Consider the following 25,730-nt stretch of genomic DNA (forward strand, 5'->3'; position numbering starts at 1 on the left):
GCGGTGACGGACCCTGGCGACGATACCCCTCCCGACCTGCCACCCCCGGCGGAGGTTCCGCGCCCGGAGCGGCGGCAGGCGCTGGCCCGGCTGGACCGGGTGTGCCACGAGATCGCCCGCGGCAATTATGGCAATACCGACGATCTGTTCGCGCTCACCGTCGATCCCGACGCCTCCCAGACCATTCGCGAGCTGGCGGAATCCTTCGGCAGCATGCTGGTGCAGGTGGAGGCGCGCGAGTTTCGCCTCAACGGCCTGATCGACGACTTGCGCGAGGCGCAGCGGCAGTTGGAAGAAGCCAACCGGCAATTGGCCCGCGAGAATGTGACGCTGACCCAGAAGGTCCAGACGCTGACCATCGAGATCGACCGCCAGCGCTTCAAGCGCGAGGTGGGCGAGATCGTCGAGAGCGACTATTTCCAGGACCTTCAGAAACGTGCCCGGACCATGCGCGCCCGCGTCAAGGGCGTCGGGGGCGCGCAAGACGAGCCCAAGGGCGAGGCGGGCAAGAGCGACGCAAGAACCAGCGACGCATCGACCAGCGACGCACCCAACGAGCCCACACCGAACGGCGAACCGCAGGACGGTCAGTCATGACGCGTATCGTATCCACCCATTCCTATCGGGGCGGCACCGGCAAATCCAACATCACTGCCAATGTGGCGGCCCTGCTGGCGGAGCGCGGCCATCGGGTGGGCGTGGTGGATACGGACATCCATTCGCCGGGCATCCATGTGCTGTTCGGCCTGGATCCGTCCGCCATCCGCTTCACCCTCAACGACTATCTCTGGGGTCGGTGCGCGGTCGAGGATGCCGCGGTGGACGTGACCGACGCGGCCTTGGGCGACCATTCCCGCAACGGCACCGGCAAGGTGCTGCTGGTGCCCTCCTCCATGCGCACCGGCGAGATCGCCCGGGTGCTGAAGGAAGGCTATGAGGTCGATCTGCTCAACGACGGCTTCCACGCGCTCTGCGACCGGCTGCGGCTGGATTATCTGCTCATCGACACCCATCCCGGCGTCAATGACGAGACCCTGCTCTCCATCGCCATTTCCGATTGCCTGCTGCTGGTGCTGCGCCCGGACCATCAGGACTATCAAGGCACCGCGGTGACCCTGGAGCTGGCCCGCCGCCTGGAGGTGCCGCAATTGCTGCTGGTGGTGAACAAGGCTTTGGCCTCGTTCGACGCCAAGGCGCTGGCCGAGCAGATTTCGCTGGCCTATCGCTCGCCGGTCGCGGCGGTGCTGCCGCTGACGGAAGATCTGGTACGCCTGGGCAGCGCCGGCGTGCTCAGCGCCCAGATGCCCGACTGCGCCTATGTGACCGGCCTGCGCCGGGTCGTGGATCAGCTGGAATCGTAAAGGTCCCGCTCAGAGCTGCCAGTTCGACGCCTGGAGGAAGGCATAGGCATCCGCCAGCCGCTGCTCGGGGTCGAAGGCCAGTGCGGCGCGCAGCGCCGCCTGCTCCTGTGGCCGCAACTGCGGCAGAGGCTCCGGTGTCAGCCCCTTGGCCAGCGCATCCAGCGCCGAGATGCGGCCAAACGGATGGCGCCCGGTCATCATCAGATGGATCAGGCAGCCCAGAGCATAGATGTCGTCGCGCGGATCGCGCGGATCGCCCCGCAGGCGCTCGGGGCTGGCATAGACCGGGGTGAGGGCATCCAGTTGCGAACCATCGAAGCCCCCCTCGTCCCGCGCCGCGCTGGAAATGCCGAAATCCAGGATCTTCAGAGTGCCGTCGGTGCATAGAAACAGATTGGCGGGCTTGAGGTCCGCATGCACCACGCCGCGCCCATGGGCGAGCGCCAGCCCCGCGCACAATTCCCCCACCGCCCGATAGGCGTCCGGACTGCCGATGAAATCGAGGGTGCTGTCCTTCAGCACCGCATCCAAAGAGCGGCCTTCCAGCAGTTCCATCACCATGAACACATGGTCGCCGTCGCGATCGAAATCATGCACGGTGACGATATTGGGATGGGGCAGGTCCTGGGTGCGGCGGGCCTCCGCCTCCATGGCCCGCAAGGCGTCGGGATGGGCGCGGAAATCTCCCGCCAGCAGTTTCACCGCCACATAGGGGCGGCGGGCCTGCGCCTCCAGGCGGCGACGATCCACGGCGCGATAGACCACGCCCATGCCGCCGCGCCCCAATTCCTTGTCCAGCACGAAGCGCTCGCGCAGCATCTCGCCGATCATGCTGCGTTCGGGCGGCGCCTCCGCCACCGGATAGGCGCGGGCCTCCCCGGCCGCGGCTTTGCGGGCATCATGGCGGGTGCGGGCGCCGCGGAACGACGCCAGCGCCGCATCCAGTTGCCGCTGCGGCTCCGGGGGCCGGCTGGGGGCCGCCTTCCGTCGATCCTTATATTGCCCCACCAGGGCCTGGAGCACCACGGCATCCACCTTGCGCCGCAGATCGTCGTCCGGCGCCGGGGCATCCACCGCGCCGGGCGCGGCGGAACCGGGCCGGGGCTGAACCGCTTGGGCGCCGGATGCGGGCGGTGCCGCCTCGGCCACCGGCGCCTTCGCCACGTCCTGATAGACCAGCACACCCAGATCGTACGGCAGGCGCCCCACATCGATGAACGCCTGCAAGCGTTGCGAGAGATGGGCCAGGCCATCCGCGCGACCCTGCACAAGGGCGCGCATATCTTCCACCAGCCCCTCGAACGGACGCCGGCCGGTGAGGAAGGTGGTCAGCGCCCCGTCGAATGGATCTGAGCCGGTCGGGCCCGCAGGCGAACGCTCGGAAATGGTCACCCTCCCGTCCTCACGCCCGCTCCGGTTGCCGGATGGCGTAGCGCTGGACCTTGTCCACCAGACTGCGGCGCGAGATCTTCAGCAGGTCCGCCGCCCGGCTCTGGTTCCAGCCGGTCTCGCGCAACTGCACCTCGATCAGCGCCGCCTCATAGCATTGCACCATGGCCCGCAGCCCGCCAACCGTCTGCGGATCGGCCGGAGGCACCGGCGCCGGCACCGCCGGATCGCTCCGCAGTTCCGGCGGCAAATGCCCCAGTTCCAGGCGTCCTTCGTCGCACAGCAGGATGGCGCGTTCCACCACGTTCTTCAGTTCGCGCACATTGCCGGGAAAACGCCATTTCATCAATGCGTCCAGCACGCCGGGGCTGAGCGCTGGCGGCGTGCGGCCGATGGCCTGGCACGCCCGCCCGAGAAAATGCTCGATCAGCGCCGGAATATCCGAGGGCCGTTCGCGCAGGGCCGGCAAGGTGATGGGAAACACGCTGAGGCGATAATAGAGATCCTCGCGAAACTGCCCGGCGGCGATCTTGGCGGGCAGGTCCGCATTGGTGGCGGCGACGATGCGCACATCGACGATCTCGGTGCGGGTGTCGCCCACCCGGCGCGCCTCGCCCTGGCCCAGCAGGCGCAGGATCTTGGCCTGCAGGCCCAGCGGCATGTCGCCGATCTCGTCCAGGAACAGCGTGCCGCCATGGGCTTCGTGCACTAGGCCCTTCTTGTCCGCATGGGCGCCGGAGAACGCCCCCTTGCGATAGCCGAACAATTCGCTCTCCAGCAGGTTTTCCGGCAGCGCGGCGCAATTCTGCACCACCAGCGCCTTGCCCTTGCGGGGGCCGAGGCCGTGCAGCAACTTGGCGAACACCTCCTTGCCGGTGCCGGTTTCCCCCAGCAGCAGCACCGGCACCTCGGCGGGCGCGGCGCGGCGCAGCAAGGCGACCGCGGCCTGGAAGGCCGGGCTGTCGCCAATCACCCCCTCGCCCACGCCGATTTCGCTGCGCAGGCGGGAGTTTTCCAGCGTCAGGTCCGCATTGGCGCGATCCAACTGGCGGATGAGCTGGCGGTTCTCCTCGAACAGCCGCGCATTGGAGATGGCCACCGCCGCATGGGCGGCGAAGGCGCGCACGATGCGCTCGAACTGCGGCGTCAGCGCCACCGGCGGGCCGCCGGGCTCGGTGCGGGTGTTGATGAGCTGGAGCACGCCCAGCGTCACCCCCTCCAGGCTGCGCAGCGGCAGCACCATGAAGGAGCGGGTGCGGAACGGGCCGCGCGCCTCCTGGCGGTAGAGTTCGGCAAAGTCGAAGCCGCTATAGGCGCGCACATCGGCGATGTTCACCACCCGGCCGGTGACCGCCGCATAGGCGCTGGGATCTTCCATGTGGAAGCCGCCGCCGGCGCGATAGAGCGCCACCGGCTGCCCGAGCCCTGCGGCAGCGGGGGCGCCGTCATTCTGCGCCACCATGCAATAGAGCTCGCGCCCGGTGCGGTCGAGCACCAGCACCCGGCCGCCATCCGCCTGGGTGAGGCGCCGCGCGGAGCTGACCACGGCGCTGATGACGCTCTCCAGCCGCCGCTCGGTGGAGAGGGCGGTGGTGAGCTCGATCAGTTCCTCGATCACCCCCAGCGGGTCGCGCACGGAGAGGTCCGGCGGGGACGCCGGGGCCTGGGTCACGTTTGCGGGGCTCACGTTCACGGTGTCCGACACCGCTCAGGCATCCTGCCGGATGCCCGGCGCCGCGGTGCGCCCGCCCGCCTCCTCCAGGCGATAGATGAACCGCCCCTCCGCAGTGGTGTCCACATGGATGGCGCTGGCCTGCTGCTCCCGGCCCATGCCGTGCAGGATTTCGGTGGCGATGTCCGGCAAGAGGGTCTTGTTGACGATGTGATCAATGTTGCGGGCGCCGGTCTCCACATCGGTGCAGCGGGCGACGATCTGCGCCACCACCGCATCGGAATAAGCGAACGCCATCTTCTGGCTGTCGCGCAGCCGGCGGCCCACCTTGTCCAGCTTGAGGCGCACGATCTCGCCCAGAATGTCGCCCAGCAGCGGATAGAACGGCACGATCTGCATGCGCGCCAGCAGGGCCGGCTTGAAGTGCCGCGACAATTGCGGGCGGATCGCCTCCACCAGCGTGTCGGTGGCGGGGCGCGGGGTCATCTGGCCCATATGGGTCAGGGTATCGGTGGCCAGATTGCTGGTGAGGATGACAATGGTGTTCTTGAAGTCCACCACCCGGCCCTCGCCATCGGACAACACGCCCTTGTCGAACACCTGGTAGAACAGGTTCATCACTTCCGGATCGGCCTTCTCCACCTCGTCCAGCAGCACCACGCTATAGGGCCGCTGGCGCACCGCCTCGGTGAGGATGCCGCCTTCCCCGAAGCCCACATAGCCGGGGGGCGAGCCCACCAGCTTGGAGACCGTGTGCTTCTCCTGGAACTCCGACATGTTGATGGATATCAGGAAGCGCTCGCCGCCGAACAGCAGGTCCGCCACGGCGGTGGCCAGCTCGGTCTTGCCCACGCCGGAGGGGCCGACGAACAGGAACACGCCCATGGGCTGGGTGGGGCTGTTGAGGCCCGCCTTGGCGGCGCGCATGCCCTCGTCGATGGCGGCGATGGCCTGATCCTGGCCCTTGATCCGGCGCTCAAGGTCGCGGGCCAGCGCCAGGATGGAGGCGGCCTCGTCGCGCACCATGTTGCCGGTGGGAATGCCGGTCCAATCGGAAATCACCTGCCCCACTGCCTCGGGGGTCACTTCATAGTGCAGCAGCCCGGTGCGGCCCTGGATCGCGGCCAGTTCGGCCACCACCTGCGCCAGTTCCGCCCGCACTGCGCACGTGGCGTCGTCCGCCGCGCTGTCATCGGCTGGCGCCAGCGGCGCGTCGGTGCCGGGGTCGGCGACGGTGGCGTCCGAGGCCGGCTCGGGATCAGCCAACGCATTGAGCTGCTGGCGCAGGGCGAGGATGCGGTCCACCAGGGCCTTCTCCCGGCCCCAGCGCACCTCCACCTCGGCGATCTCGGTGCGCAGATGCGCCACTTCGTCGGCGATCTCCTGGGCGCGGGGATTGTCGCCGCTGCCCAAGGTGTCCTGGTCGCGGGCCAGCGCGGACAGCTCGCGCTCCAGCGTGGCGATGCGCCGCTCGCGGCTGTCGAGGGCCTGCGGGCGGTTGGTCAGGCTCAGCTTGACGCGGGCGCAGGCGGTGTCGAGCACGTCCACCGCCTTGTCCGGCAACTGGCGGCCGGAGATGTAGCGGGCGGCCAATTGGCTGGCCGCCACCACCGCATCATCGCGCACATAGACATTGTGGCTGCGCTCATAGATGGGCCGGAGGCCGCGCAGAATGGTGGTGGCCTCCGCCGGGCTGGGCTCGTCCAGCTTCACCACCTGGAACCGCCGCTCCAGGGCGGAATCCTTTTCGAAATACTTCTTGTATTCGCTCCAGGTGGTGGCGGCGATGGTGCGCAATTCGCCGCGCGCCAGCGCCGGCTTGAGCAGATTGGCGGCATCTCCGCCTCCCGCCGCACCGCCCGCGCCCACCATCATGTGGGCCTCGTCGATGAACAAGATGATGGGCGTGGGCGAGGCCTTCACCTCCTCGATGATGCCCTTGAGCCGGTTCTCGAATTCGCCCTTCACCCCGGCGCCGGCCTGGAGCATGCCCAGATCGATGCCCACCAGTTCCACCTGCCGCAGGAATTCCGGCACGTCGCCCTGGGCGATCTTGAGCGCGAGGCCCTCCACCACCGCGGTCTTGCCCACGCCCGGCTCGCCGACGCAGATGGGATTGTTCTTCCGGCGACGGCCGAGAATATCGATCATCTGCTGGATTTCGCGATCGCGGCAGAACACCGGATCGATCTTGCCCGCCCGCGCCTGGGCGGTGAAATCGGTGGCGAAGCGGGCGAGCACGCTGTCGGGATTGCGCGCGCCGTGGCCCGCAGGCCGGCCCGCGGCAGGTCCGGCAGGCGCCGCCGTGGCCACACTCTCGGCCGAGGTGGCCAGGAGGGTGTGGAACTCGGCCTTGAACCGGGCGCTGGGCACGGCGCGCAGGGTCTCCCACCACTCGGTGAGGCCGAAGCGGTTGCCGTTGGCCAGCACTGCCAGCAGCACCGCGCCGGAGCGGGTGGCACCCTGCCCCAGCTCCACCGAGGCCAGCAGCCAGGCATCGGTGAGGATCTCGATCAGCACCGGCGCGAACACCGGGCGGCCGGGATTACCGGCCTTCATCTCCTCCACCGCGCGCTGCAACTGGCGCTTCAAGGTGGGGGTCTCCACGCCGTAATGGCGCAGGGCAAGGCCCATGTCGCGGTCGGCATCGTCCACCATGGCCAGGAGGAAGTGCTCGACGCTCACGTCATAATTGCCGCGGCCCACCGCAAGGCCTGCCGCCATCTCCAGCCCGCGCTTGGTGTAAGGCGACAGGCGATCCAGAAGCGGCTTGAGATCCAGCGACAGCATGGCAATGTTCCCCCGCACGGGGCCACGCCGTCCCGCCGAAATCGGCGGGCACCGGCGCACGGCCCATCACGGGCTGAGAGGCGGAGCCGGGCACGGTTCATCCCCCCTGGCCCGGCGCCGCGATCCCATCAGCCCGCGCGCATGGAAGACAGGTTCGATGACCTGGAAATGACACCCATGCAATATACTACCGCACTCCCGTACGGCGTGCGGCGGAATGGGAACCCGAGGAAGCGCCTGCGCTCCCTCGGGCTTGCGGCCGCCGGCTGCGGCGACCGCCATCAGCCAAAGCCGATCAGGTGACGGGCTTGCGCCAATCGTCGGAACCGGAGGTGCCGGCCTTCTCGTGCGTCCAGGTCACCTTGCGATAGGTGAAGGACCAGTCTTCCATGTGCTGGAGCTGGGCATTTTCGGGCAGCAGGCAGTTGGGGATCATCGCCTTGCCGTCCACCAGCACGGCGTCTTCCCACTTGATGGTGTAGTACTTTTCCTGCTGGCCGGTCTTGGACGTGCGCCAGAAGAACAGTTCCACCGTGCTCAGCACTTCGCCGGTGGCGAGGGCCTGCCACAGCAGCGGCGAGGCCTTGTCCTGATACTTGGTGAAGGTGGCGGGCTGGTGCACGCGCCCGCCGGTCGGCTGGCCCGACTGCGGATCGCGGGGGATGATCACGTTGCTCAGGAAGCCCTGGACGATGCTCTCGTCCTCATGGCCTTCCTGATAGGAATTGCCCACGCTGTCGGCGGTGAAGGCGCCCTTGGTGATCAGGCCCTGCTTTTCGCCGGTGATGCTGATGTAAGCGGGAGTCGGCATTATGCCCTCGGTCTTGGGTGCCGGCCGGTCGCCGGTGATCTCCCTTCCGCAAGTCCGATGCCAGTTTTATTTCACGGTTTCGTCATGATGGCCGGTTTGTATTTGCCGCAACGCTTTGATGATTGCTTCTGCCCCCCAGATGACGGCTTTTGGTGCCCCGTTTGCTTCACCCAACTGCGCAGATTTCTGCGCAGTTGGAGCGGGGTTGCCGGCTTCTGCGCACATGACAGCGGTGCGACCCGGCCTCAAACGGCCTCCACAACCCCGAGCGGCGCGAGCGTGCACTGGACATCGAGAAATGCACGCGTCTTCAGATCCAGAACCGCCTCGCCCTGGCAGGCAAAGCCTTCCGCGCCGATCACCGCCTGCCCCGTCACCGCATAGGTGATCACCGCGCGCAGACCGAATTTGGTGCGGATCTGCGGGCTGGCGGCGAGGCGCAACTGCAGGCTGCGCCCATCGTCCAGAAGCACGCTCTGCCAGGCGGGCGCCTCCGGCCCGCCGGCGGGATGCGCCGCCACCAGCGCCCGCACCGATGCGGAAAGCTGCACCTCCAACGCGCTTACGTCGTCCTTCAGCGGCTGCCAGATCATGGGGCGGGGTCCTCGGTGAGTGCCACGGCATGAGGCCCCAGGCGCTCGGCCAGCGCGGTCAGGGCCTGGAGCGGGGCATCCCATGCCCCGGCCCGGGTTTGCGGCAGCACGCGGACGCCGGGATACCATAGGGCCGCGCCCTCCCGGTGGGCGAACGCCCAGGGCTGCGCGGCCGCAACCAGTGCGACCGCGGGAACGCCCATGGCCCCGGCCATATGCAGGGCAAGACCCGCGCTGCCGGCCACCAGATCCAGATGGGACAGGATCGCCGCCAGATCACGGGCGTCGGCCACGTCGGCGCCCGCGTCCACCACCTGCGGACAGGACGGCAATTGCCCCCGCGCCGCGTCGAAGGCCAGCGAGATCAGCGTGCCTCGCCCCGCCAGCGCCGCGACCAGGGGCCCAAGAGTCAGCCCCAGCGGCCCGGCCTCATAGGCCAGGCCGATCCAGGGTTTCGGCAGATGCGCCATGGCCGCGCCCCAGCGGGCACGCCGCGCCGCATCCACCGCCAGATAGGGGGCGCACGCCAGATCCTGCGGGCCGACGCCCAACAGGCCGGGCAGCGTGGGCAGCGCCACGGCATCAAGCGGCGCGGGCGCATCGGTAGCTGCAAGGCCCACCATGCCCTGCACTAGGGGCAGCAGCGCCGCCTCGCAATGGCAGGGCACCCGTGCGCCGTCTCGGCGCAGGCCGATGGCAAAGCGGGCCAGCAGAACCACCTCGCCCGCCGGCAGGCCCTCGGGAATGACCAGTGCCGCTACGGTCAACGGCGACGGGTCCGCGCGCACGGACCAGACCTGCCCGATCCGGCCCAGCGCCAGCCGCAGATGGGCCTGAAGCTGGATCGCCGCGAGTTCGTCGGGCGCGCGCTGCAACGCCTGATCGGCGAAGGCCAGGGCCTTCTCCAGATCCCCGCTCAGCCGCAGCAGGCGGGCCATGGCCAGCAACGCCCCCGGATCGCCTTCGGCCCGGCGCACCACCTGCGCGAACGCGGCGATGCCCGCCGCCCCCTCCCCCTTGAGGATCAGCACCCGCGCCAGGGCATCGGTGGCCAGCGCATCATGCGGCGAGAGGGCCAGCACCCGCCGGGTTGCCGCTTCCGCCTCCGCCAGACGCCCCACATCCATCAGCCGTCCGGCGCGGGCAATGGCGCGGGCAGGATCCGCCGGCGCGGCCAGATAGGCAGCCTCGGCAGCGGCCAGCGCCTCGTGCGGACGCTCCAGGGTGGCGAGCAGGTCCGCCAGCAGCGCAAGGTCGGGCGCATGGGCGGGGCGCAGCACCAGCGCGCGCCGCAGCGCCGCCTCGGCCATCGCGGGCCGATCCCCGCGCAGCATCAGGCGCGCAGCCAGCGACCAGCCTTCCGCGGCCAGCGCCGCATCGTCCGCCGCCTGCGCCAGATGCTGCACGGCGAGGATCTCCGCGCGGGCGCGTTCGGGCGCATCGCGGGCCAGCAGCAGCGCCGCCAGTTCCGCCCGCCGCAGCCCGTCGTCCGGGGCCAGCAGCACCGCCTGTTCCAGGCAGACGAAGGCCTCCTCCGGACGCCCCAGGGCCGCATGGGCGGCGCCCAGATTGGCGATCACATCCGCACGACCGGGATAGCGCGCGGCCAGCGCCGCCAGCAGATCGAACGCCGGCGCCAAGGCGCCGCGCGCCAGCGCGCCGGTGGCGCGCAGCAGCAGCGCATCCACCTGCTCCGGCGCGGCGGCGAGCACCTCCGCCACCAGGATATCCGCCTCGTCGAACCGCCCGGCGGACATCAATTGACCGGCCGCGGCCACATGGGCCGCGAAAGGCGCCGCGGCGCCGGTGAGGTCGATGGTCCTCATCCCACCGTCACCCGCTTGCCGTCGAAGCGCACATCCTCCTTGGCCACCAGCACCGCGGTGGCGGCGGTGGTGCTGGTGATGCCGGCCACCGATTGCATCACCGTGCCGGCCTCCAGCACATCGGTGTCGCGCACCAAGGCAACCCGCGACTGCGCCTGCACCGCGATCTGGTCCGCCACCACCTCCCGCCGCCGGGCGGTGGAGCGCAGATGATCGGCGACCAGAGTGACAAGGCGCCCGACCAGTGAAAAGGCATGGGCGCGGATGGCCACGGTGCGGCTGTCGATGGTTACGTCCCGCGCCGCGACCAGCGCCAGTGTCTCGCCGGCCGCAAGTCCCAGATGCGGGGCTGACACCGTGAGCCGCTCGACACCGGGCGCCGACAAGGTGGCAGTGCCGGGCAAAAGACGATCCAGCACCGCCAGCACATAGGTCTCGCCCTCCACCTGGGCCAGCAGCACCCGGTCCCCCACGGTTGGCTCCACCAGGCAACTGAAGGCGCGGGCGGCCCATAGTTCCGCCTCGTCAACGGCGACCCGCGCCCGCCCATCCGCGGCCATTTCAATCACCCGTGCGCACGGGAACGTGCCGGGCGCAGATTGCGCGGCCGCGGTCGGCGTGGCCGCACCGGGCGCAGCGTGTGAACTGGCGCCGTTGGTGGGCAAGGCGAGCCTGGACGGTGACATGGCGACGAGCCCCTTGCGTCAGCTGATGACTTCAAAATCGACCATGCGCGCGGCCATGCTCTTCTTGGCCGCGGTAAGCCCCTGCTTCACCACGCCGGTGGCATAGTCGCGGATGAAGGCCTCCCCCTTGGTGCCCTTCACCTTTTCAATGCTGATGGAGACTTGGCAGACCTTGCCGTCGATCCCCGCGACATACTTGATATCCGACTCGGTTATTTTGGAATCCGAGCCACAGATTTTGAGATCTTTGGTCGCCACCTTCATGTCCCCGGCGCCGATGCAGTATTTGGCCGACAGACCGAGGATCACGTCCGCCTTGGCCCCCAGCGTCATGGAGGTGGCGGCGCCCAAAGTGATGGTGCTCACCGCCGACAATTGAATGGTCAGGGAGATGGAGGCCTTCAGCGTCTGCTCGAAGCCCATGAAGATGGTGAAGGATTCCCCCATGGAATATTTGGTCGTGGTGCCATAGGTGAAGAAGGTGGTGTCGCCCTGGGACTTGGTCTTCACCATGTTGGTGGCGGTGATGGAGACATCCGCCAGCGCGCCGTCGACGCCGCCGTTGATTTTCACGCCATTGGTGGCCTTGAGGGTATATTGCCCGGCCTTCACCGCATGGGTGGAATCCCCTTGCGTGGTCTGGGTGGCGTAACCGGCGCCGAACTTCATGGTCGCGGCGCCGACGATGTTCACGTCCAGATCCTGCTCGCTATAGAGCAGCACGCCATTGCCGGAGGTGGAATGCGTGGTCGGCGTTACCGTGACCGTATTTTCGGAATTGGCAGTCTTGGTGTCGAAGCCGGTATAGGCCAAGCCGCCCTTGGTGGAACCATAGGCATCTGAATCCGCGGTCGTGACCACGGACGTGGTATAGGTCAGGCCAGACTGCGCGGGCTTTTCATCATCGCCGGCAAAGGAGCCCAGCCGCAGATAGTTGCCCGTGGGCGGCTTGTCGCCCACCACCTTGGGCACATCCATGCGCAGAAAACGGGTGCCGGTGTCGCTGGACCCGTCCTCCATCTCCAGCAGGGTCCCCGCCGTGGTACGCAGCCGGTTGAGGGTGCGCGAGGCCTTCACCACCGGGTCCGCATTGGTGCCATTGTATGCCGCCCCCACGATCACCGGGCGGTCGGGGTCGCCATTCACATAGCCCACCAGCACTTCGGCATTCTTCAGCAGCGGCATGTGCAGGCCGGCGACCGCGCTGTTGGTGGAGGCCCCCGCATAAGGCTGCAACTGCCGCAGCGGCGCGCTGGCCTTGCCGGCGGTGGTGTGGTTGCCGCCGTCATTATAGATGAAGCGCACCCGATAGCGGCCGGCATCATCCAGCGGCGCGCGCTTGTCATCGGTCTCCGCATCCACCTGGGCATTGAACACACCCGACATCACCGGCCGGGGCGTGACCCGCCGCGGACGGAACGGGCGATCCTTGCGGATGGCCACGAAGCTGTTGCCATAGGCGGCGGCGTGCCTGCCGGCGGTAAAGCCCAGCGGGGCCGGATTGCCGGCCTGGTGCGTCACCTCCACCACCACATAAGCGGCGTTGAACGCATCGATGGGGTGCTCGTCCAGCGTGAAGGTGGTTCCGGCCCGCAGCGCGGTGACGGTGCTGCGGCCCTCGAACACCGCCGCCTGCCAGGCCAGTTCCTCGGCGCGGATGGCGGCCAGCTTGCGGCCTTCCCCGTCATTGGGGAAATGGTCGCCATATTCCACGATCTCGCCCACCCCTTCGGTGCCGGTGCTGGCGGAGATCAGATCGGTGCTGGGCGTCGCCTCATTATAGTCGCGCAGGCGCACCTTCTTGATCTGCGGCCGCTCAACGCTGGAGAAGGAGGTGATCGAGCTGTCGTCGCATGACATGGCGTCGCCATCGCCCTTGAACCGCAAGGTGCCGATGTCGACGAAATCGGTGTTCATCGCCCCCACGGTGATCTCATCCTTCGGATCCGTGTCGGACTCATCCGTGGAGATGAAATAGAAGATGCCGTAATGCTCACAGACCCGCGCAAAGAAAGTCAGGTCCGTTTCATTGTATTTGGTGATGTTGGAGCGCTGATATTCCGCCGGCACCGTGGATGAAACGGTGAAATCCAGTTGCTGCCCGTGGCCGCTGGTGGTGCTGCCCTGGGACAGGCTGCCGTCCAGGATGCCGCTGAGCAGCGCCTTCACATCCAGCGGCGTGTCGGCGGCAAAGACCTCGGTCTGCTGGCTGTAGTCCAGCAGCGAGAGGCGCGGCGCGATCACCAGCGCATAGGCAAAATCATTGTGGTTCGGCTTGTCATTGACGCGGAACTCCAGCACCACGCCGGCAAAGGTGGTGCTCTCGCCCTTGGCGGTCACCGTCAGCCAGGCCGGCTTGCCGGCGGCGGACTGGCCGGCCAGATCCATGGGCGTGACCAGGAACACCTCGAACCGGTAGGGCATCGAGATGCCCTCCCGCCCCCGGAAGGCTTCACAGGCGAGATCCTCCACCTCAAGGGCGGGAATCGACACCGAAATACTCAGTTCGGCCGGCATGGGAAATCCCTCGCGGTGAAGATGGGACGCTCGGTTCGGGTGGCCCGCGTCACCGCAGCGCCATCATTTTGATCTGGGACGGACTGATGCGCAGGCCCGGCTCGTTCGGGCAGCTGCCGTTCTGCTTGGTGGGCGAGGTCAATTTGGTGGCGGGCGTGCCGCCCACCATGAAATTGGTGGAGCCCATGGCCGCCTGCGCCGGCCCCATCACCATGTTGGACACCACCCCCATCAGAACGCCCGGCTGGTCGCCATTGGTCATGGGGGTGATGGTGGCCAGGTTATGCGCCGGCATGGCGCACAGCAGCAGCTTGGTCTGGCTGGGAATGGCGGTGGTGGACAGGCCGATGCAGGCATAGGGGATGGGCGTCACCACCGGCCCCATGGGGGTCTTGCACACATCGGGAAAGCCCAGGTCGGTGGCCGGCATGGGGCCTTGGGAGGTCACGAACATCTCAGCGCTCCGGTGCGGCGCGCCGCACCTGTTGGGGATTGTAAAGCTCCGCCGCTGCGCGGTGGGGATCGGTGCCGAGCGTCTCGCCGGTGGCGCCGAAATGCAGCGTGCCGGTGGTGTTGGCCCGATGCAGATCGGTGCGCTTGAAGGTGGCGCCGGTGAAATCCGCCCCCTCCAGCCGCGCCCCGGCCAGCGCCGCATAGGCCAGATTGGCGCCCTGAAACCGGGCCGCGGGGGCGATGGCGCCGGTCATCACCGCCATCTCCAGATCCGCGCCGGAGAAATCCGCCTGGCCGAGGCGGGTCTCCATGAGATTGGCGCCGCTGAGCTTGGCATCCACCAGCGATGCGCCGGTGAGATCGCTCTGGGCGAAATGGGCCTGGGGCGCCGTGATCCCGCTGAGGTTGGCGCCCGCAAGGCCGCAGCCCTTCATGAAGCTGCCGGAGAGATCCACCCCGGCAAGGTTCGCCCCGGTCAGGTTCGCCCCCATCATGTTCACCCGCGTCAGCACCAGCGAGGTGAGGTCGCGACCGGAGAGATCCGCATCCACCAGCAGGACAGTGTCGCAGCGCAGTCCCACCAGTTCGGCGGCCCGCAGGTCCGCCTTGGTGAGCATCAGCCGCGTCGCGCTCACCTCGGACAGATCGACGCCGGACAGGTCGCACTCCATGAGCACCGCGCCATCGATGCGGGCGGCGGAAAACCGCGCCTGCGACAGATCGCATTTCATGAAGATGGCATCGCTCAGTTGCGCGCCCGCCAGCCGCGCCCGGGGCATGGCGCATTGCATGAACACGGTGGCGGCAAGCTGTGCGCCGTCGAAATTGGCGCCGCTGAGGTCGCACTCAATGAATTGGACATCCCGCAAATCCGCCCCGGCAAAGCCGGCGCCGGCCATATCGCATTGCGCGAACACCGCATCCACCGGCGCGGTGCGATCGAGACGCGCGCCGCGAAAGCCGGTGCCGACGCAGCGCACCCCGGCCAGCGGCGGCGCCTCTGTCCAATCGGTGAAGGAAAAGTCGCCGCCCTCATACAGCAGGCCCAGGCGGGCGTGCTCCAGCAGGTCCGCGTGGGCGGGATCACCCATGGCTGGTCTCCAGAGCGAGCACGGTATTGGTGAGGTTCGCGCCGGTGAGGTCCGCTCCGCCCAGCTCCGCGTCGCTGAGGTCGGCGCCGTAGAGATTGGCGCCGCGCAAGGTGGCCCGGACGAGGTTGGCGCGGTGCAGTTGCGCCTCCATCATCTGCGCGCCGACGAAGTCGGCCCCGGTGAGGTCGGCGCCATCGGCGAACACCCGCCGCAGGGACGCCAGGCGGAAGTTCGCCCCGGCAAGGTCCGCCGCCCCGAATGCGGTGCGGTCCAGCACCGCGCCAGCAAAGCGGGCGCCAGACAGAATGGCGTCGAAGAAGCTGCAATCGCTGGCCAGCGCGCCGGAACAGTCCGCGCCGGTGAGCACGGCCTTGCCGACGAAATTGGAGCCGCGCAGGTCCGCATCCACCGCCCGCAGGCCGGGGGCGTTCACCGCCAGCAGGCCGCAGCGATCCAGGAAGGCGCCGGAAAAATCGATGTCCACCATCTCCGCTTGCAGGAAATGGCATTGCCGCAGTTGCGCACGGGCGAACATCGCCCCGCGCAAGGTGCCTTTCAGCACCATCACCTCCTCCAGCCGGGCCTCGGTGAGGTCGGCGCCGTCCAGATCCACCTCCAGCGCCTGGATGTCGCGCAGGATGGCGCCCGCCATCCGGGCGCCGCGCAGCCCGGCCTTCATCAGGCGCGTGCCCTCCAGCCGCGCACCGGCGAGGCGCACCGCCGGGGCATCCACGCCGCACAGATTGGCGCCGGTGAGATCGGTCTGGGACAGATCCGCATGGTCCAGCCGCGCCTGGGTCAAGGTGGCATCCACCAGACGGGCGCCCGTCAGCCGCGCATTGGCGAGGTTCGCCCCCTCCAGGAACACGCCGGTCAGGTCCAGGCCCGAGAGGTCGGCGCCGGCCAAATTCGCCCCCGCCATGTCGCGGCCGCGCAGATCCAGGCCGGCGCGGGCTTCCGCCAGCACCAGATCGCCGAAGGTGCGGGCCACATGGGGGGAGAACAGCTCCTGCGGATAGGCCGCCTCCGGCGCGTTCAGCCGCAAGGCGGCAATGCCGGCCATCAGACGCGGCTCCGCCGCCTCGATCTCCGCGCGGGCGAGCGTCAGGTCGCCCTTGCCCTGCGCCATGCGGGCGTCGGCGCTTTGATCGGCGGCGGCGGGATCGGTCGGGGCCAGTTGTTCCAGCAGCAGGTCCAGCGCCGAGCGGCCCGCTTGCGGCGCCAGGCCCGGCAGGGCCTCGATCAACTTCCGTTCTACGCCGGCCACTTGCGCAGCCAGCGCCGCCCCCTGCTCCGGTGGCATATCCGGGCTGGCCGCAAGGGAGGCGAGCAGCGCGGCCACCGCATCGGCGGGCGGCGGCGGCGTGGGCCGCGCATCCTCCGGCGGCTCCGGCATGGGCGGCAGGGCGATGGCGTCGATGGTGTCCAGGCTGGCCCGCGCGTCCGCCAATGGGCTCGATTCCGGCAGTTGCAGGAAGCGGGCGCGGGCGGCGGCCAGCACCGCCGCGTCGTCGGCGCCCTGGAGGGCATCGGCCAAGAGCGCGCGCCAATCACCCGCCACCGCCGCCGCCGCGAGAGCGGTGTCGAGGGCGGGCGGCATGGGATCGCCATCGAGGTCAGGCGCCGGCGCGGGGCGCTGGGACGCAGCCTCGTCCAGGCTGGCGGCGATGTCCGGCCCGCCCAGCGGCGCCAGACTGGCCAGCAGGGCGTCGATCTGTGCCGTGCCGACGCCGGGGCGCTTGAGATCCGCCATGGCATCCAGAACCGGCTGGCCCTGTTCCGCCAATTGCCGCAGGCTCTCATGGGCGATGCGGGTCTTGGCCTCGATGGCGTCCAGCATGGCGCCGAGATCGAACGCGCCATCCGCCAGGTCTTCCGGCGTCGGCAAAGGCAGCGGATCCGGGTCCGGCGTCGTCGGCGGCGGCCGCAACGCCATCGGCACGGAGAGACGGTCCAACTGGCGGGAGATCAGGAAATCGGTCGCCTCCGCATCCCGCAGGGCACGGTCCCGCGCCTGGGTGGTGCGGGCGGCGACGCGGCGCGCTGCCTCACGGGGGTCCGGCTCCGGCGAGAGCTGGCCCTCGGAGAAGGCGTAGCGCGGGGCGGTTTCAGGGTCGGTGCGCAGACGCCGCACCTCGGCATAATGAGCATGGGAACGGGGCGGGTCGGCCATGCGCTCATAGGCCAGCATCAGATCGGTGACATCCTTGCCGTCCATGTCGGCCACGGGCACGCCGCCGTGCCAGCACAGCACGCCCCGGCGGGCGCCGGCAAACAGCCACAGGGTGTCCAGTTGCAGGGTCAGCTCCACCCACTCCTGCCCCGTGCGGCCCACGAAGGCGCGCGGGCGCAGCGCCGGCAGCTGACCGGACAGGTCCGGCATGTCGCGGGAGAAATTGCGCAGGCGATAGGGCTCGTCGCCGCGCAGATAGGCGGGGAAGCGCTGGTCGGGGGGCGCCGTCATGAAGAAATCGGGATGGATGTCGTCGGCCAGCGCCGGTGCCACATGCTCCACCCAAGCCTGGTCATAGGTGCCCGCCAGGCGCGCGCGCTCGGGATGCAGCACATCCATGGGGCCGAACACCGCCGGGGCGGGTTCGTCGTCCACCGCATAGATCAGGGCTGCGGGGTCTTCCACATTGGGCAGCGCCACTGGCGCGCCGTCCCCGATCCGCGCGGCGGCGCCAAAGCCAAGCCCCGCGGGATTGAGCCGGTGCCCCGGCCCGCCGAAGGCCCGGTCCGGCCCCAGCAGGAGATCGCTCAGCGGCTGCGCCGCCGTCGCCTCATAGCCCATGGCCCCCAGCCGCCACCAGCGATCGCCAAACACCGCCAGCCGCTTGGTGAGGCCGCCCACCTGCGCCTCCAGCAGCAGGCCGGCGCTGTCGGGGGCCTGGATGCGCCCGCCGATGAGCAGTTCGGCCCGGGGCTTGGGCATGCCGGTATCCAGCGCCCCGCCGGTCGGCAGGGCCTGCGCCGCCATCACCCACAAGCCCTGGTCGCCATCGAGGCGGGAACTGTCGGCCAGATCGAACGCCGCCATGACGGTGACGAGGTATTGCGCCCCGCGCCGGCGCCGTTCGACCTTGGTGAGCACCGCCAACGGGCGCGGCTTGATGACGAGGGGCATCGGTCCTGCGGAATCCAGGTTGAACGATGCCTTGTAGAGGTGGGGTCTTACAGTGGTGCGACGCTCGCGTGGCGTGCAGGCGCGCCGATGCCACTCACGGCTTCGGCGTCACCTCATAGAGGCAGAAAGCGTGGCCCTCGGCGGCGCATTGCACTTCGCGGGACGCCAGCGTGCGCGGCGCACCGGCTTGAGCGCAGACGAATTCCAGCGCCCCCGCCAGCCAGGGGGCGAACATGTAGCAGAGCTTGCGCCCGGCGTTCTTGGTCTCGGCGGTCACAAACGAAGAATGGTCGAGGCGCACGGTGGCGGTGCCGGCGGCGGGATCGATGGCCAGGATGGAGAATTTGCCCCAGCCGCGCTGCGACAGGCGCTTCATATAATGGGCGAACACATCCACGCCGACGAGGCCATAGACCTCGCTCTGCTTCTGGCACCACACATAAGCGGACTTGTGCCCGGCGGGCGCCAGCGCCGCGCCATAGGCTTCCGCGCCGAGGGCGGCTTCTATGGCGAAGTGGTTGTTGTTGTAGAAATGCTGCGGCACCAGGATCATCGGCATCTGGTCGGCGAACCAGCGCCCGGTGTCCGGGTCCACGTCGAGCTCGATTTCCGGCTTGGCCATGGGGGCTCCTGAACGCAGGGAAACAGTCGACCACTCCCTTACCAAGGGAGTGGTCGCAAGAGGCTTAACGGTTCACGCCCGCCAGACATCCTTGAGCAGTTGCAGCCAGTTGCCGCCCATCACCTTCTCGATCCGGCCGGTGGACCAGCCGCGCTGTTCCATGGCGGCGGTGAGGTTGGGGAAATCGCCGATCTCGCGGAAGCCTTCGGGATTGATCACCGCGCCGAAGTCGGTGAGCTTGCGGCCGAAGCCCTTGTCATGGGTGATCCAGTCAAAGAACGGCTGGCCATAGCCCTGGGTGAAATCGGTGCCCACCCCCACCACATCCTCGCCGACGATGTTGATCACATAGTCCATCGCCTCCACATAGTCCGCGACGGTGCTGTCCGGCCCCTTCTTCAGGAACGGCGGGAACATGGTCACGCCCACGAAGCCGCCCTTGTCGGCGATGAAGCGCAGTTGCTCGTCGCTCTTGTTGCGCTTGTGTTCCTTCAGACCCGACGGCAGGCAATGGGAATAGGCCACCCGCTGCTTGGAGGCGAGGATCACGTCTTCCGAGGTCTTCGGCCCCACGTGCGAGAGATCGCACAGGATGCCGAGGCGGTTCATCTCCGCCACCACGTCATGGCCATAGTCGGACAGGCCGCTGTCGGTGCTCTCATAGCAGCCGGAGCCGACGAAATTCTGGGTGTTGTAAGTGATCTGGATGATCCGCACCCCCAGCTCGTGGAACAGCTCCAGATATTCCAGATGGTCCTCGATGCCGGTGGTGTTCTGCCAGCCCAGGATGATGCCGGTCTTGTTCTCCGCCTTGGCGCGCAGGATGTCGGCGGTGGTGTAGACGGGGGTGATGAGGTCGCCATGGGCGCGGAAGCTCTCCTTCCATTTGGCGATGTTGCGCATGGTCTCGGTGAAATTCTCCCACACGCAGCAGGTGCAATTGGCCGCGGTGAGGCCACCCTTGCGCATGTCCTCGAAGATGGCGCGGTTGAAGTCGGAAATGATCAGGCCGTCGATGACGATCAGTTGGTCGTGCAGATTGGACACGGGCGTTTCCCTCTTGAAACGGTGGGGTTTGAAAAACTAGAGCGGCACCAGCACCGCCGCCTCCGGCCGCCAGGACAGGCGCACCGCCTCCCCCGCGCGCAAGGGCGGCGGGCCGCCCACGGCGGGGGCCGGGCAGCGGGCGATCAGGGTGAGGCCGGACGCGGCCTTCACCCGATAGTCAATGACCAGGCCGCGATAGGTGGCGAGATCAATCTGCGCCGCCATCCCCTCCCCGTCCGGCCCGCGCAAGTCGATGCGCTCCGGCCGCACCGCCAGGGCCAGCTCCCCCGGCTCGGCGGTTCCCGGCGCCACGCTTCCCGGCGCCACGCCCACCATCTCGCCGCTGGCGAGGCGGAAACCGTCGGCCTCGCGCCGGCCCGGCAGAAGGTTGGTGACGCCCATGAATTCGGCGACGAAATGCGAACGCGGGGTGGCGAACACCTGATCCGGCGTGCCCTCCTGCTCAATGCGCCCGGCCCGCATCACCACCACCCGGTCGGCCACCGAGAGCGCCTCGTCCTGGTCGTGGGTGACGAAGATGGTGGTAATGCCCAGGGACTGCTGGATCTGGCGGATCTCCAGCTTCATTTCCTGGCGCAATTGCGCATCGAGATTGGAGAGCGGCTCGTCCAGCAGCAGCACGTCGGGCTCGATCACCAGCGCGCGCGCCAACGCCACCCGCTGCTGCTGACCGCCGGAGAGCTGCTTGGGCAGGCGTTCGGCCAGATGGGCGAGGCGCACCCGCTCCAGCGCCAGTTGCACCTTGCGGGCGATGTCGGCCTTGGTGACCTTGCGCATCTCCAGCCCGAAGGCGACGTTCTGCGCCACGCTCATGTGCGGAAACAACGCGTAATTCTGGAAGCCGAAGCCCATGTTGCGCTTGTGCGGCGGCAGGCCGGTGACATCGCGCCCACCGACGATGATCCGCCCCTCGCTCACCGGCACGAAGCCGCCCACCATGCGCAAGGTGGTGGTCTTGCCGCAGCCGGAGGGCCCCAGCAGCGCCACCAGTTCGCCCTCGGCGATGTTCAGCGACACATGGTCCACCGCCAGCATGTGCTCATAGCGCTTGACGATGGACTGGAGGATCACGTCGGACATGGGGGGCAAATCCTTGCCTGTGCTTTCGGGCGCGCTCTAGAAGGCGCGGGCCAGTTTGGCGTAGCGGTCGCTGACGATGAGCAATGTGCCGATGATGAGGATCTGCACGGTCGCCACCGCCGCCACGGTGGAATCCAAATTCCACTCCAGATAGGAGACCAGAGCGATCTGCAGCGTGGTGCGGCCCGGCCCCACCAGGAAGATGGATTTCTCCAGATCGATGAAGGAGATGACGAAGGAGAACAGCGCCGCCGCCACGATGGCCGGGCGGATCAGCGGCAGCGTCACCCGCCGGAACACCGTGAACGGCCCCGCCCCAAGGGACGCGGCCGCCTCCTCGAACGAGAGGTTTGAGCCGGCCAGCGATGCCGTCACCAGCCGCACCGTCCAGGGCAGCGCGATGAGGCCATGGGCGATCAGCAGCCCGCCCAGCGTGCCGGCGATCTCGAAATCGGTCAGCACTTCCACCTCGATGAAGGCGATGAACAGCGCCGCGCCGCCGACAATGCCCGGCACGATCATCGGCGCCAGCAACAGGGTCTGGATGGCGTCCCGGCCCGGAAAGCGATAGCGCACCAAGGCGAGGCTCGCCGGCACCCCCAGCACCAGCGAGATCGCCACCGCGCACAGCGCCGTCTCCACGCTGGTGATGAAGCCGTTGCGGAACGCCTCCTGCTCCCACGCCCGCCCGTACCAACTGAGCGTGTAGCCCGTGGGCGGAAACGACAGGATGCGGTTGGCGAAGAAGCTCACCCAGACGATGGCGCCCAGCGGCAGCAGCACGAAGGCCAGCACTAGAGCGGACAGAGCGGCATAGAGCCGGTGGATGCCAATCGCTCCCATCATTCGCTCCAGCGTCGATAGTGCCGCTGCACCAGCACATTGGCGGTGGTGGTGAGCACCAGGGTCACGGCCATCAGCACGAAGGCGAGCGCGGCGCCGAACGGCCAGTTCATGGCTTTGGCCACCTGCTGGTAGACGGTGGGCGCCATCATGTGGAAGCTCGGCCCGCCGATCAGCACCGGGGTGGCATAGGCATTCATGGACAGGATGAAGCACAGCATGGTGCCGGCCAGCAGCCCCGGCAGCGCCAGCGGCAGCACCACCCGGCGCAGCACGACGCCGTGGGGCGCGCCCAGGCTGGCGGCGGCGGCCTCCAGATTTTCGTCGATGCCCTCCAGCACGCTTTGCAGCGTGACGATCATGAACGGCAGCATCACCGAGACCAGGCCGATCACCACCGCGGTCGGGGTGTACATCAGCCGCACCGGCGACAGGCCGGTGAAGGTGAGCACCGCATTGAACAGGCCCTTGTCGCCCAGGATCACCATCCAGGCGGCGGTGCGCACCGCATTGCCCATGAGGAGGGGCAGGATCACCAGGATCAAGAGGCGCGGCTTCCATTTGGCGCTGGCGTGCCGCACCAGGAAATAGGCCACCGGAAAGCCCGCCAGCAGGCACAGCACTGTGGAGAGCGCCGACACCCACACGGTGGTGAACAGCACCTCCTGGTAGAAGCTGTCGGAGAAGAATTTCTGGTAGTTGGCGAGCGTCAGCGCCTCCACCATCAGCTGCCCCGGCACGAAGCGGTTGAGGCTGTAGCGGAACATCAGCGCCAAAGGCGCCACCAGCGCCAGCAGCACGAACAGCGTCCCCGGCGCGGCCAGGCCGAACGCCGGAGACACACGCCGCCGCGCCCGCGCCTGAGGCGCGGGCCGGTCCGTCTGGACGGGACTATTCAAGGTGGAAGCCGACATCGCTCTGCCGCTCAGCGAGCGATGTTCTTGTTCCACCACTCCAGCCACTCGGCCGTATTCTTGGCCACGTGCTCATAGTCCGGGAATTTCAACGCGGCGGCTTCCGCGGCGGTGAAGTCGATCTTGGCCTTCAGCTCCGGGGAGAGCTCCGCCTTGGCATTGGCCGGGGCGTAGAAGCTGGCGCCAGCGAGGCCCGCCATGGCTTTGGGATCCAGCATGGCGTTGAAATAGATCAGCGACAGCTCCGGGCTCGGGGCGCGCTTGGGCAGAGCGGCGCCGAACATCACCGCGATGGCGCCTTCGCCGGGATACTGGATCGCCAGCGGCGCGCCATCATTGGCCCATTGCAGGCCGCGGGCCTTGTAATTGACCGCGATGTCCACTTCCCCGGTGGCAAGGCCCGCCGCCAGTTGCTGGTGGGCGGCATAGATGCGCGGCTGGGTCAGCTCCTTCAGCTCGATCAGGCGCTTCTTGCCCTCTTCGGTATTGGTGACATTGCCGCCCTTGATGAGGCTGGCCATCATGATGTAGTTGAAATAGAGCTGGTTGGTGAGGCCGATCTTGCCGGCCCATTTCTTGTCCCACAATTCCGCATAGGTCTTGGGCGGGTTGGGCACCTTGTCCTTGTTGTAGATGATCGACACGCCGCTATAGAGCCACGGCACGAAGAAGGGCTTGGACTTCAGCGCCGGCACCACGTCGGCATAATTGGCCACCTTGGCGAAGTCGATGTCGGAGAGTACGTCCTGGCTGTTCAGCTCGACGCTGTCGCCCTCATTGATATGGATGACGTCGATGCTGCCGCGCTTGAGCCGCTTCTCGGCGATCAGCTTGGCCTTGCGCTCCGGCTCCATGCCGAGATCGCGCACGATCTTGATGCCCTGGCTCTCCACCAGGGGCGCTTCCACGAACTTGATGGTGCGCTCGTTCCAGTCTCCGCCCCAGTTGGAGACCACCAGCGTGCCTTCGATGGCCGCTGCGCTGCGGGGCGCGCCGAGCAGCGCGGCGCCGGCCGTCAGGCCAAGGCCGGCGAGGACCGCGCGGCGCGAGGGAGTGCCGAACAAAGTGTCTTTGGCTGTCGTCATGTCCGCCTCTGGATTTTGATTGGGGGATGGCGTCAATCGGAGGTCAGGCCGCAGCGCGGGTGCCGACCTCGTCCAGATAGGAAATGCAGCGCGAGAGCGGCTCCACATCGGCGAACTTGGCGTCGATGTCGAACAGGTTCCAGGCCACCGCGCCCGGCACCCGGTCGCCGATGCATTCCTTCACCGCAATGGTGCGGAAGCCTTCCGCCAGGCCGTCGCACAGCGTGGTGCGCACGCAGGCGGAGGCGGTGACGCCGGTCACCAGGATGGTGTCCACATTGTTGGCGCGCAGGAAGCCGGCCAGATAGGTGCCGTGGAAGGCGGAGGCGCGCTTCTTGATGAGCACCTGCTCACCCTTGATCGGCTCGATGCGGCTGTCGATGGCCCACAGTTCCGGCTTGGCCTGATCGACGATCTCGATCGGGATCTTCTTGTGCCACAGCCCCATGTCGGTGGCGTCGCTGTTCATGTCGGTCACCTGATAGCAGGTGGTCACATGCACAACCGGGTGGCCGTTGCGCCGGCACGCCGCCAGCAGCGCCTGCACGCCGGGAATGATCTGCTCGTCGATATTCTCGCAGGTGAACGGATTGCCGGGACGGGTCCAGGCATTGGCCAGATCCACATTGATCAAGGCCGGGCGGCGGCCGAAGCCGACGCGGCGCTGGAAGCCGTTGCGCTGGTAGAGGTCGCTTGCCTTGCTGAAGGCAGCCGTCAGGGCTGCGTCGAGTTCCGCGTCGAAGGCCATGTCTGTCGTCCCTCTGGAGAGGCCGCGCCCCTCTGCGTGAGCGCTTGATCCGAACGATGGGGCCAAAGGATCGAGAAGGAGAAATTCTTATTTCCGCATTTTTCATACCAATACTGGTATGAATGCCCATGCGCTTCGACCTTCGCCATCTCCGCAGCTTCATCATGCTCGCGCAGGAACTGCACTTCTCCCGCGCCGCGGCGCGGCTCAACATGACCCAGCCGGGCATGAGCCGCCTCATCGGCGAGCTGGAGGCGGATGTGGGCGTGCCGCTGCTGCGCCGCACCACCCGCACCGTGGAACTCACCGAGGCCGGCAAGGCGTTCCTCGGCGAGGCCACCCTGGCGCTGGAGCGGCTGGAACGGGCCGTTCGGGTGGCCCGGCGCACCGCCAGCGGCGAAACCGGGGTGCTGCGCATTGGCTATATGGATTTCGCCATCAACGGCCGGCTGCCCGAATTCCTGCGCACCTTCAGCCGCACCCGGCCGGACACCCGGCTGGAACTGTCCTTCATCCCCACCTTGCAGCAGCAGGAAGCCCTGCTGACCGACCGCATCGACATCGGCTTCATGATCGGCCCGTTCGACCAGCCGGGCATGGCCAGCTACACCTTCGACACCGAGCGCTATGTGGCCCTGCTGCCCATCACTCATCCTTTGTCCAACGTGCGCGCGCTGCGCCTTGCGGATCTGGCCGGCGAGCCGTTCGTGCTGGGGTCGGGGGAGAATTGGGGGGCGTTCCGGGCCAAATTGTTCTCGCTCTGCCACCGCGCCGGCTTCACCCCGGAGATCGTGCAGGAGGCCTCCTCCTCGGAGGGCATTTTCGGGCTGGTGGCGGCGGGCGCGGGGGTCAGCGTCTATGCCAGTTGCGTGCGCAATGTGCAGCGGCGCGGCATCGTCATCCGTGAACTGGATGACGTGTCCGATAAATTGCTCACTTGCGCCGCGTGGTCGACGCCGATCCAGTCCCCCAGCGTGCGGGTGTTCACCGAGTTCCTGTCGCACATCTGGGGCGGCGAGGCCTCGCCCCCCTGAAACGCAAACGGGCGACCCGA

General features: G+C 68.0%; 21 protein-coding genes. 3 read left to right on the forward strand and 18 right to left on the reverse strand.

Annotated features, from left to right (window positions below):
• The first annotated feature begins 3 nt into the window (after window positions 1-3).
• Together AAG816_RS06040 and AAG816_RS06045 are read left to right on the forward strand one after the other, a co-directional pair.
• A complete protein-coding gene (locus AAG816_RS06040) occupies window positions 4-597 on the forward strand; it encodes a hypothetical protein (RefSeq protein WP_341988648.1) in 594 nt (197 codons plus the stop codon).
• Window positions 594-1,361, forward strand: a complete 768-nt coding sequence (locus tag AAG816_RS06045) for a MinD/ParA family protein (protein ID WP_341988649.1) — start codon at window positions 594-596, stop codon at window positions 1,359-1,361. The genes AAG816_RS06040 and AAG816_RS06045 overlap by 4 nt, the downstream gene beginning before the upstream one ends.
• Before the next feature lie 9 nt (window positions 1,362-1,370).
• On the opposite strand, the gene AAG816_RS06050 is transcribed toward AAG816_RS06045, so the two are convergent.
• From AAG816_RS06050 to AAG816_RS06135, 18 genes are all read right to left on the reverse strand, one after another.
• Window positions 1,371-2,753 (reverse strand): serine/threonine-protein kinase, encoded by a 1,383-nt coding sequence (locus AAG816_RS06050; RefSeq protein WP_341988650.1) that lies wholly within the window; start codon window positions 2,751-2,753, stop codon window positions 1,371-1,373.
• Between the two features lie 10 nt (window positions 2,754-2,763).
• Window positions 2,764-4,437, reverse strand: a complete 1,674-nt coding sequence (locus AAG816_RS06055; RefSeq protein ID WP_341988651.1) for a sigma 54-interacting transcriptional regulator — start codon at window positions 4,435-4,437, stop codon at window positions 2,764-2,766.
• A 21-nt stretch (window positions 4,438-4,458) separates the two neighbouring features.
• Window positions 4,459-7,212 carry a type VI secretion system ATPase TssH gene (gene tssH / locus AAG816_RS06060; protein ID WP_341988652.1) on the reverse strand — a complete coding sequence of 918 codons (2,754 nt, stop codon included), beginning with the start codon at window positions 7,210-7,212 and terminating at the stop codon, window positions 4,459-4,461.
• 295 nt (window positions 7,213-7,507) lie between these two features.
• Window positions 7,508-8,023, reverse strand: a complete 516-nt coding sequence (locus AAG816_RS06065; protein ID WP_341988653.1) for an Hcp family type VI secretion system effector — start codon at window positions 8,021-8,023, stop codon at window positions 7,508-7,510.
• 245 nt (window positions 8,024-8,268) lie between these two features.
• Entirely contained in the window at window positions 8,269-8,616 is a 348-nt protein-coding gene (locus AAG816_RS06070) for a hypothetical protein (RefSeq protein WP_341988654.1), read from the reverse strand.
• A complete protein-coding gene (locus tag AAG816_RS06075) occupies window positions 8,613-10,442 on the reverse strand; it encodes a hypothetical protein (RefSeq protein WP_341988655.1) in 1,830 nt (609 codons plus the stop codon). The genes AAG816_RS06070 and AAG816_RS06075 overlap by 4 nt, the downstream gene beginning before the upstream one ends.
• Window positions 10,439-11,002, reverse strand: coding sequence for a DUF3540 domain-containing protein (locus AAG816_RS06080; RefSeq protein WP_341988656.1), 564 nt, complete (start codon window positions 11,000-11,002; stop codon window positions 10,439-10,441). Before AAG816_RS06080 ends, AAG816_RS06075 begins: the two co-directional genes overlap by 4 nt.
• 144 nt (window positions 11,003-11,146) lie before the next feature.
• Window positions 11,147-13,645: a type VI secretion system tip protein TssI/VgrG gene (gene tssI / locus AAG816_RS06085; RefSeq protein WP_341988658.1), complete on the reverse strand. Its 2,499-nt coding sequence runs from the start codon at window positions 13,643-13,645 to the stop codon at window positions 11,147-11,149.
• A gap of 49 nt (window positions 13,646-13,694) precedes the next feature.
• The gene (locus AAG816_RS06090) at window positions 13,695-14,099 is read right to left on the reverse strand and encodes a DUF4150 domain-containing protein (protein ID WP_341988660.1); all 405 of its coding nucleotides are present in this window, start codon (window positions 14,097-14,099) and stop codon (window positions 13,695-13,697) included.
• A gap of 1 nt (window position 14,100) precedes the next feature.
• A complete protein-coding gene (locus tag AAG816_RS06095) occupies window positions 14,101-15,189 on the reverse strand; it encodes a pentapeptide repeat-containing protein (RefSeq protein WP_341988661.1) in 1,089 nt (362 codons plus the stop codon).
• Entirely contained in the window at window positions 15,182-18,316 is a 3,135-nt protein-coding gene (locus tag AAG816_RS06100; RefSeq protein ID WP_341988662.1) for a DUF2169 domain-containing protein, read from the reverse strand. Before AAG816_RS06100 ends, AAG816_RS06095 begins: the two co-directional genes overlap by 8 nt.
• 94 nt (window positions 18,317-18,410) lie before the next feature.
• Complete coding sequence (locus tag AAG816_RS06105) at window positions 18,411-18,938, reverse strand: DUF5943 domain-containing protein (RefSeq protein ID WP_341988663.1); 528 nt, start codon at window positions 18,936-18,938, stop codon at window positions 18,411-18,413.
• A 72-nt stretch (window positions 18,939-19,010) separates the two neighbouring features.
• On the reverse strand, window positions 19,011-19,985 hold the full coding sequence (locus tag AAG816_RS06110) for a dipeptidase (protein ID WP_341988664.1): 975 nt from the start codon (window positions 19,983-19,985) through the stop codon (window positions 19,011-19,013).
• A 36-nt stretch (window positions 19,986-20,021) separates the two neighbouring features.
• Window positions 20,022-21,086: an ABC transporter ATP-binding protein gene (locus AAG816_RS06115; protein WP_341988665.1), complete on the reverse strand. Its 1,065-nt coding sequence runs from the start codon at window positions 21,084-21,086 to the stop codon at window positions 20,022-20,024.
• A 36-nt stretch (window positions 21,087-21,122) separates the two neighbouring features.
• A complete protein-coding gene (locus AAG816_RS06120; protein ID WP_341988666.1) occupies window positions 21,123-21,929 on the reverse strand; it encodes an ABC transporter permease in 807 nt (268 codons plus the stop codon).
• Window positions 21,929-22,771 carry an ABC transporter permease gene (locus AAG816_RS06125; RefSeq protein WP_341988667.1) on the reverse strand — a complete coding sequence of 281 codons (843 nt, stop codon included), beginning with the start codon at window positions 22,769-22,771 and terminating at the stop codon, window positions 21,929-21,931. The genes AAG816_RS06120 and AAG816_RS06125 overlap by 1 nt, the downstream gene beginning before the upstream one ends.
• 83 nt (window positions 22,772-22,854) lie before the next feature.
• Window positions 22,855-23,928 carry an extracellular solute-binding protein gene (locus tag AAG816_RS06130; protein WP_341988668.1) on the reverse strand — a complete coding sequence of 358 codons (1,074 nt, stop codon included), beginning with the start codon at window positions 23,926-23,928 and terminating at the stop codon, window positions 22,855-22,857.
• Window positions 23,929-23,971: 43 nt separating this feature from the next.
• Entirely contained in the window at window positions 23,972-24,676 is a 705-nt protein-coding gene (locus AAG816_RS06135) for an isochorismatase family protein (protein WP_341988669.1), read from the reverse strand.
• Window positions 24,677-24,804: 128 nt separating this feature from the next.
• Here AAG816_RS06135 and AAG816_RS06140 point away from each other — a divergent pair, with 128 nt between their 5' ends.
• A complete protein-coding gene (locus AAG816_RS06140; RefSeq protein WP_341988670.1) occupies window positions 24,805-25,710 on the forward strand; it encodes a LysR family transcriptional regulator in 906 nt (301 codons plus the stop codon).
• The last annotated feature ends 20 nt before the right edge of the window (window positions 25,711-25,730 follow it).

This window comes from Azorhizobium sp. AG788, assembly GCF_943371865.1.
Lineage (GTDB): Bacteria > Pseudomonadota > Alphaproteobacteria > Rhizobiales > Xanthobacteraceae > Azorhizobium.

Excerpts from the sequence above, each read along its gene's own strand:
- AAG816_RS06045 (WP_341988649.1), top strand. The coding sequence starts at position 594 with ATGACGCGTATCGTATCCACCCATTCCTATCGGGGCGGCACCGGCAAA.
- tssH (WP_341988652.1), bottom strand. The coding sequence starts at position 7,212 with ATGCTGTCGCTGGATCTCAAGCCGCTTCTGGATCGCCTGTCGCCTTAC.
- AAG816_RS06065 (WP_341988653.1), bottom strand. The coding sequence starts at position 8,023 with ATGCCGACTCCCGCTTACATCAGCATCACCGGCGAAAAGCAGGGCCTG.
- AAG816_RS06070 (WP_341988654.1), bottom strand. The coding sequence starts at position 8,616 with ATGATCTGGCAGCCGCTGAAGGACGACGTAAGCGCGTTGGAGGTGCAG.
- AAG816_RS06075 (WP_341988655.1), bottom strand. The coding sequence starts at position 10,442 with ATGAGGACCATCGACCTCACCGGCGCCGCGGCGCCTTTCGCGGCCCAT.
- AAG816_RS06080 (WP_341988656.1), bottom strand. The coding sequence starts at position 11,002 with ATGGCCGCGGATGGGCGGGCGCGGGTCGCCGTTGACGAGGCGGAACTA.
- tssI (WP_341988658.1), bottom strand. The coding sequence starts at position 13,645 with ATGCCGGCCGAACTGAGTATTTCGGTGTCGATTCCCGCCCTTGAGGTG.
- AAG816_RS06090 (WP_341988660.1), bottom strand. The coding sequence starts at position 14,099 with ATGTTCGTGACCTCCCAAGGCCCCATGCCGGCCACCGACCTGGGCTTT.
- AAG816_RS06095 (WP_341988661.1), bottom strand. The coding sequence starts at position 15,189 with ATGGGTGATCCCGCCCACGCGGACCTGCTGGAGCACGCCCGCCTGGGC.
- AAG816_RS06100 (WP_341988662.1), bottom strand. The coding sequence starts at position 18,316 with ATGCCCCTCGTCATCAAGCCGCGCCCGTTGGCGGTGCTCACCAAGGTC.
- AAG816_RS06105 (WP_341988663.1), bottom strand. The coding sequence starts at position 18,938 with ATGGCCAAGCCGGAAATCGAGCTCGACGTGGACCCGGACACCGGGCGC.
- AAG816_RS06115 (WP_341988665.1), bottom strand. The coding sequence starts at position 21,086 with ATGTCCGACGTGATCCTCCAGTCCATCGTCAAGCGCTATGAGCACATG.
- AAG816_RS06120 (WP_341988666.1), bottom strand. The coding sequence starts at position 21,929 with ATGGGAGCGATTGGCATCCACCGGCTCTATGCCGCTCTGTCCGCTCTA.
- AAG816_RS06130 (WP_341988668.1), bottom strand. The coding sequence starts at position 23,928 with ATGACGACAGCCAAAGACACTTTGTTCGGCACTCCCTCGCGCCGCGCG.
- AAG816_RS06135 (WP_341988669.1), bottom strand. The coding sequence starts at position 24,676 with ATGGCCTTCGACGCGGAACTCGACGCAGCCCTGACGGCTGCCTTCAGC.
- AAG816_RS06140 (WP_341988670.1), top strand. The coding sequence starts at position 24,805 with ATGCGCTTCGACCTTCGCCATCTCCGCAGCTTCATCATGCTCGCGCAG.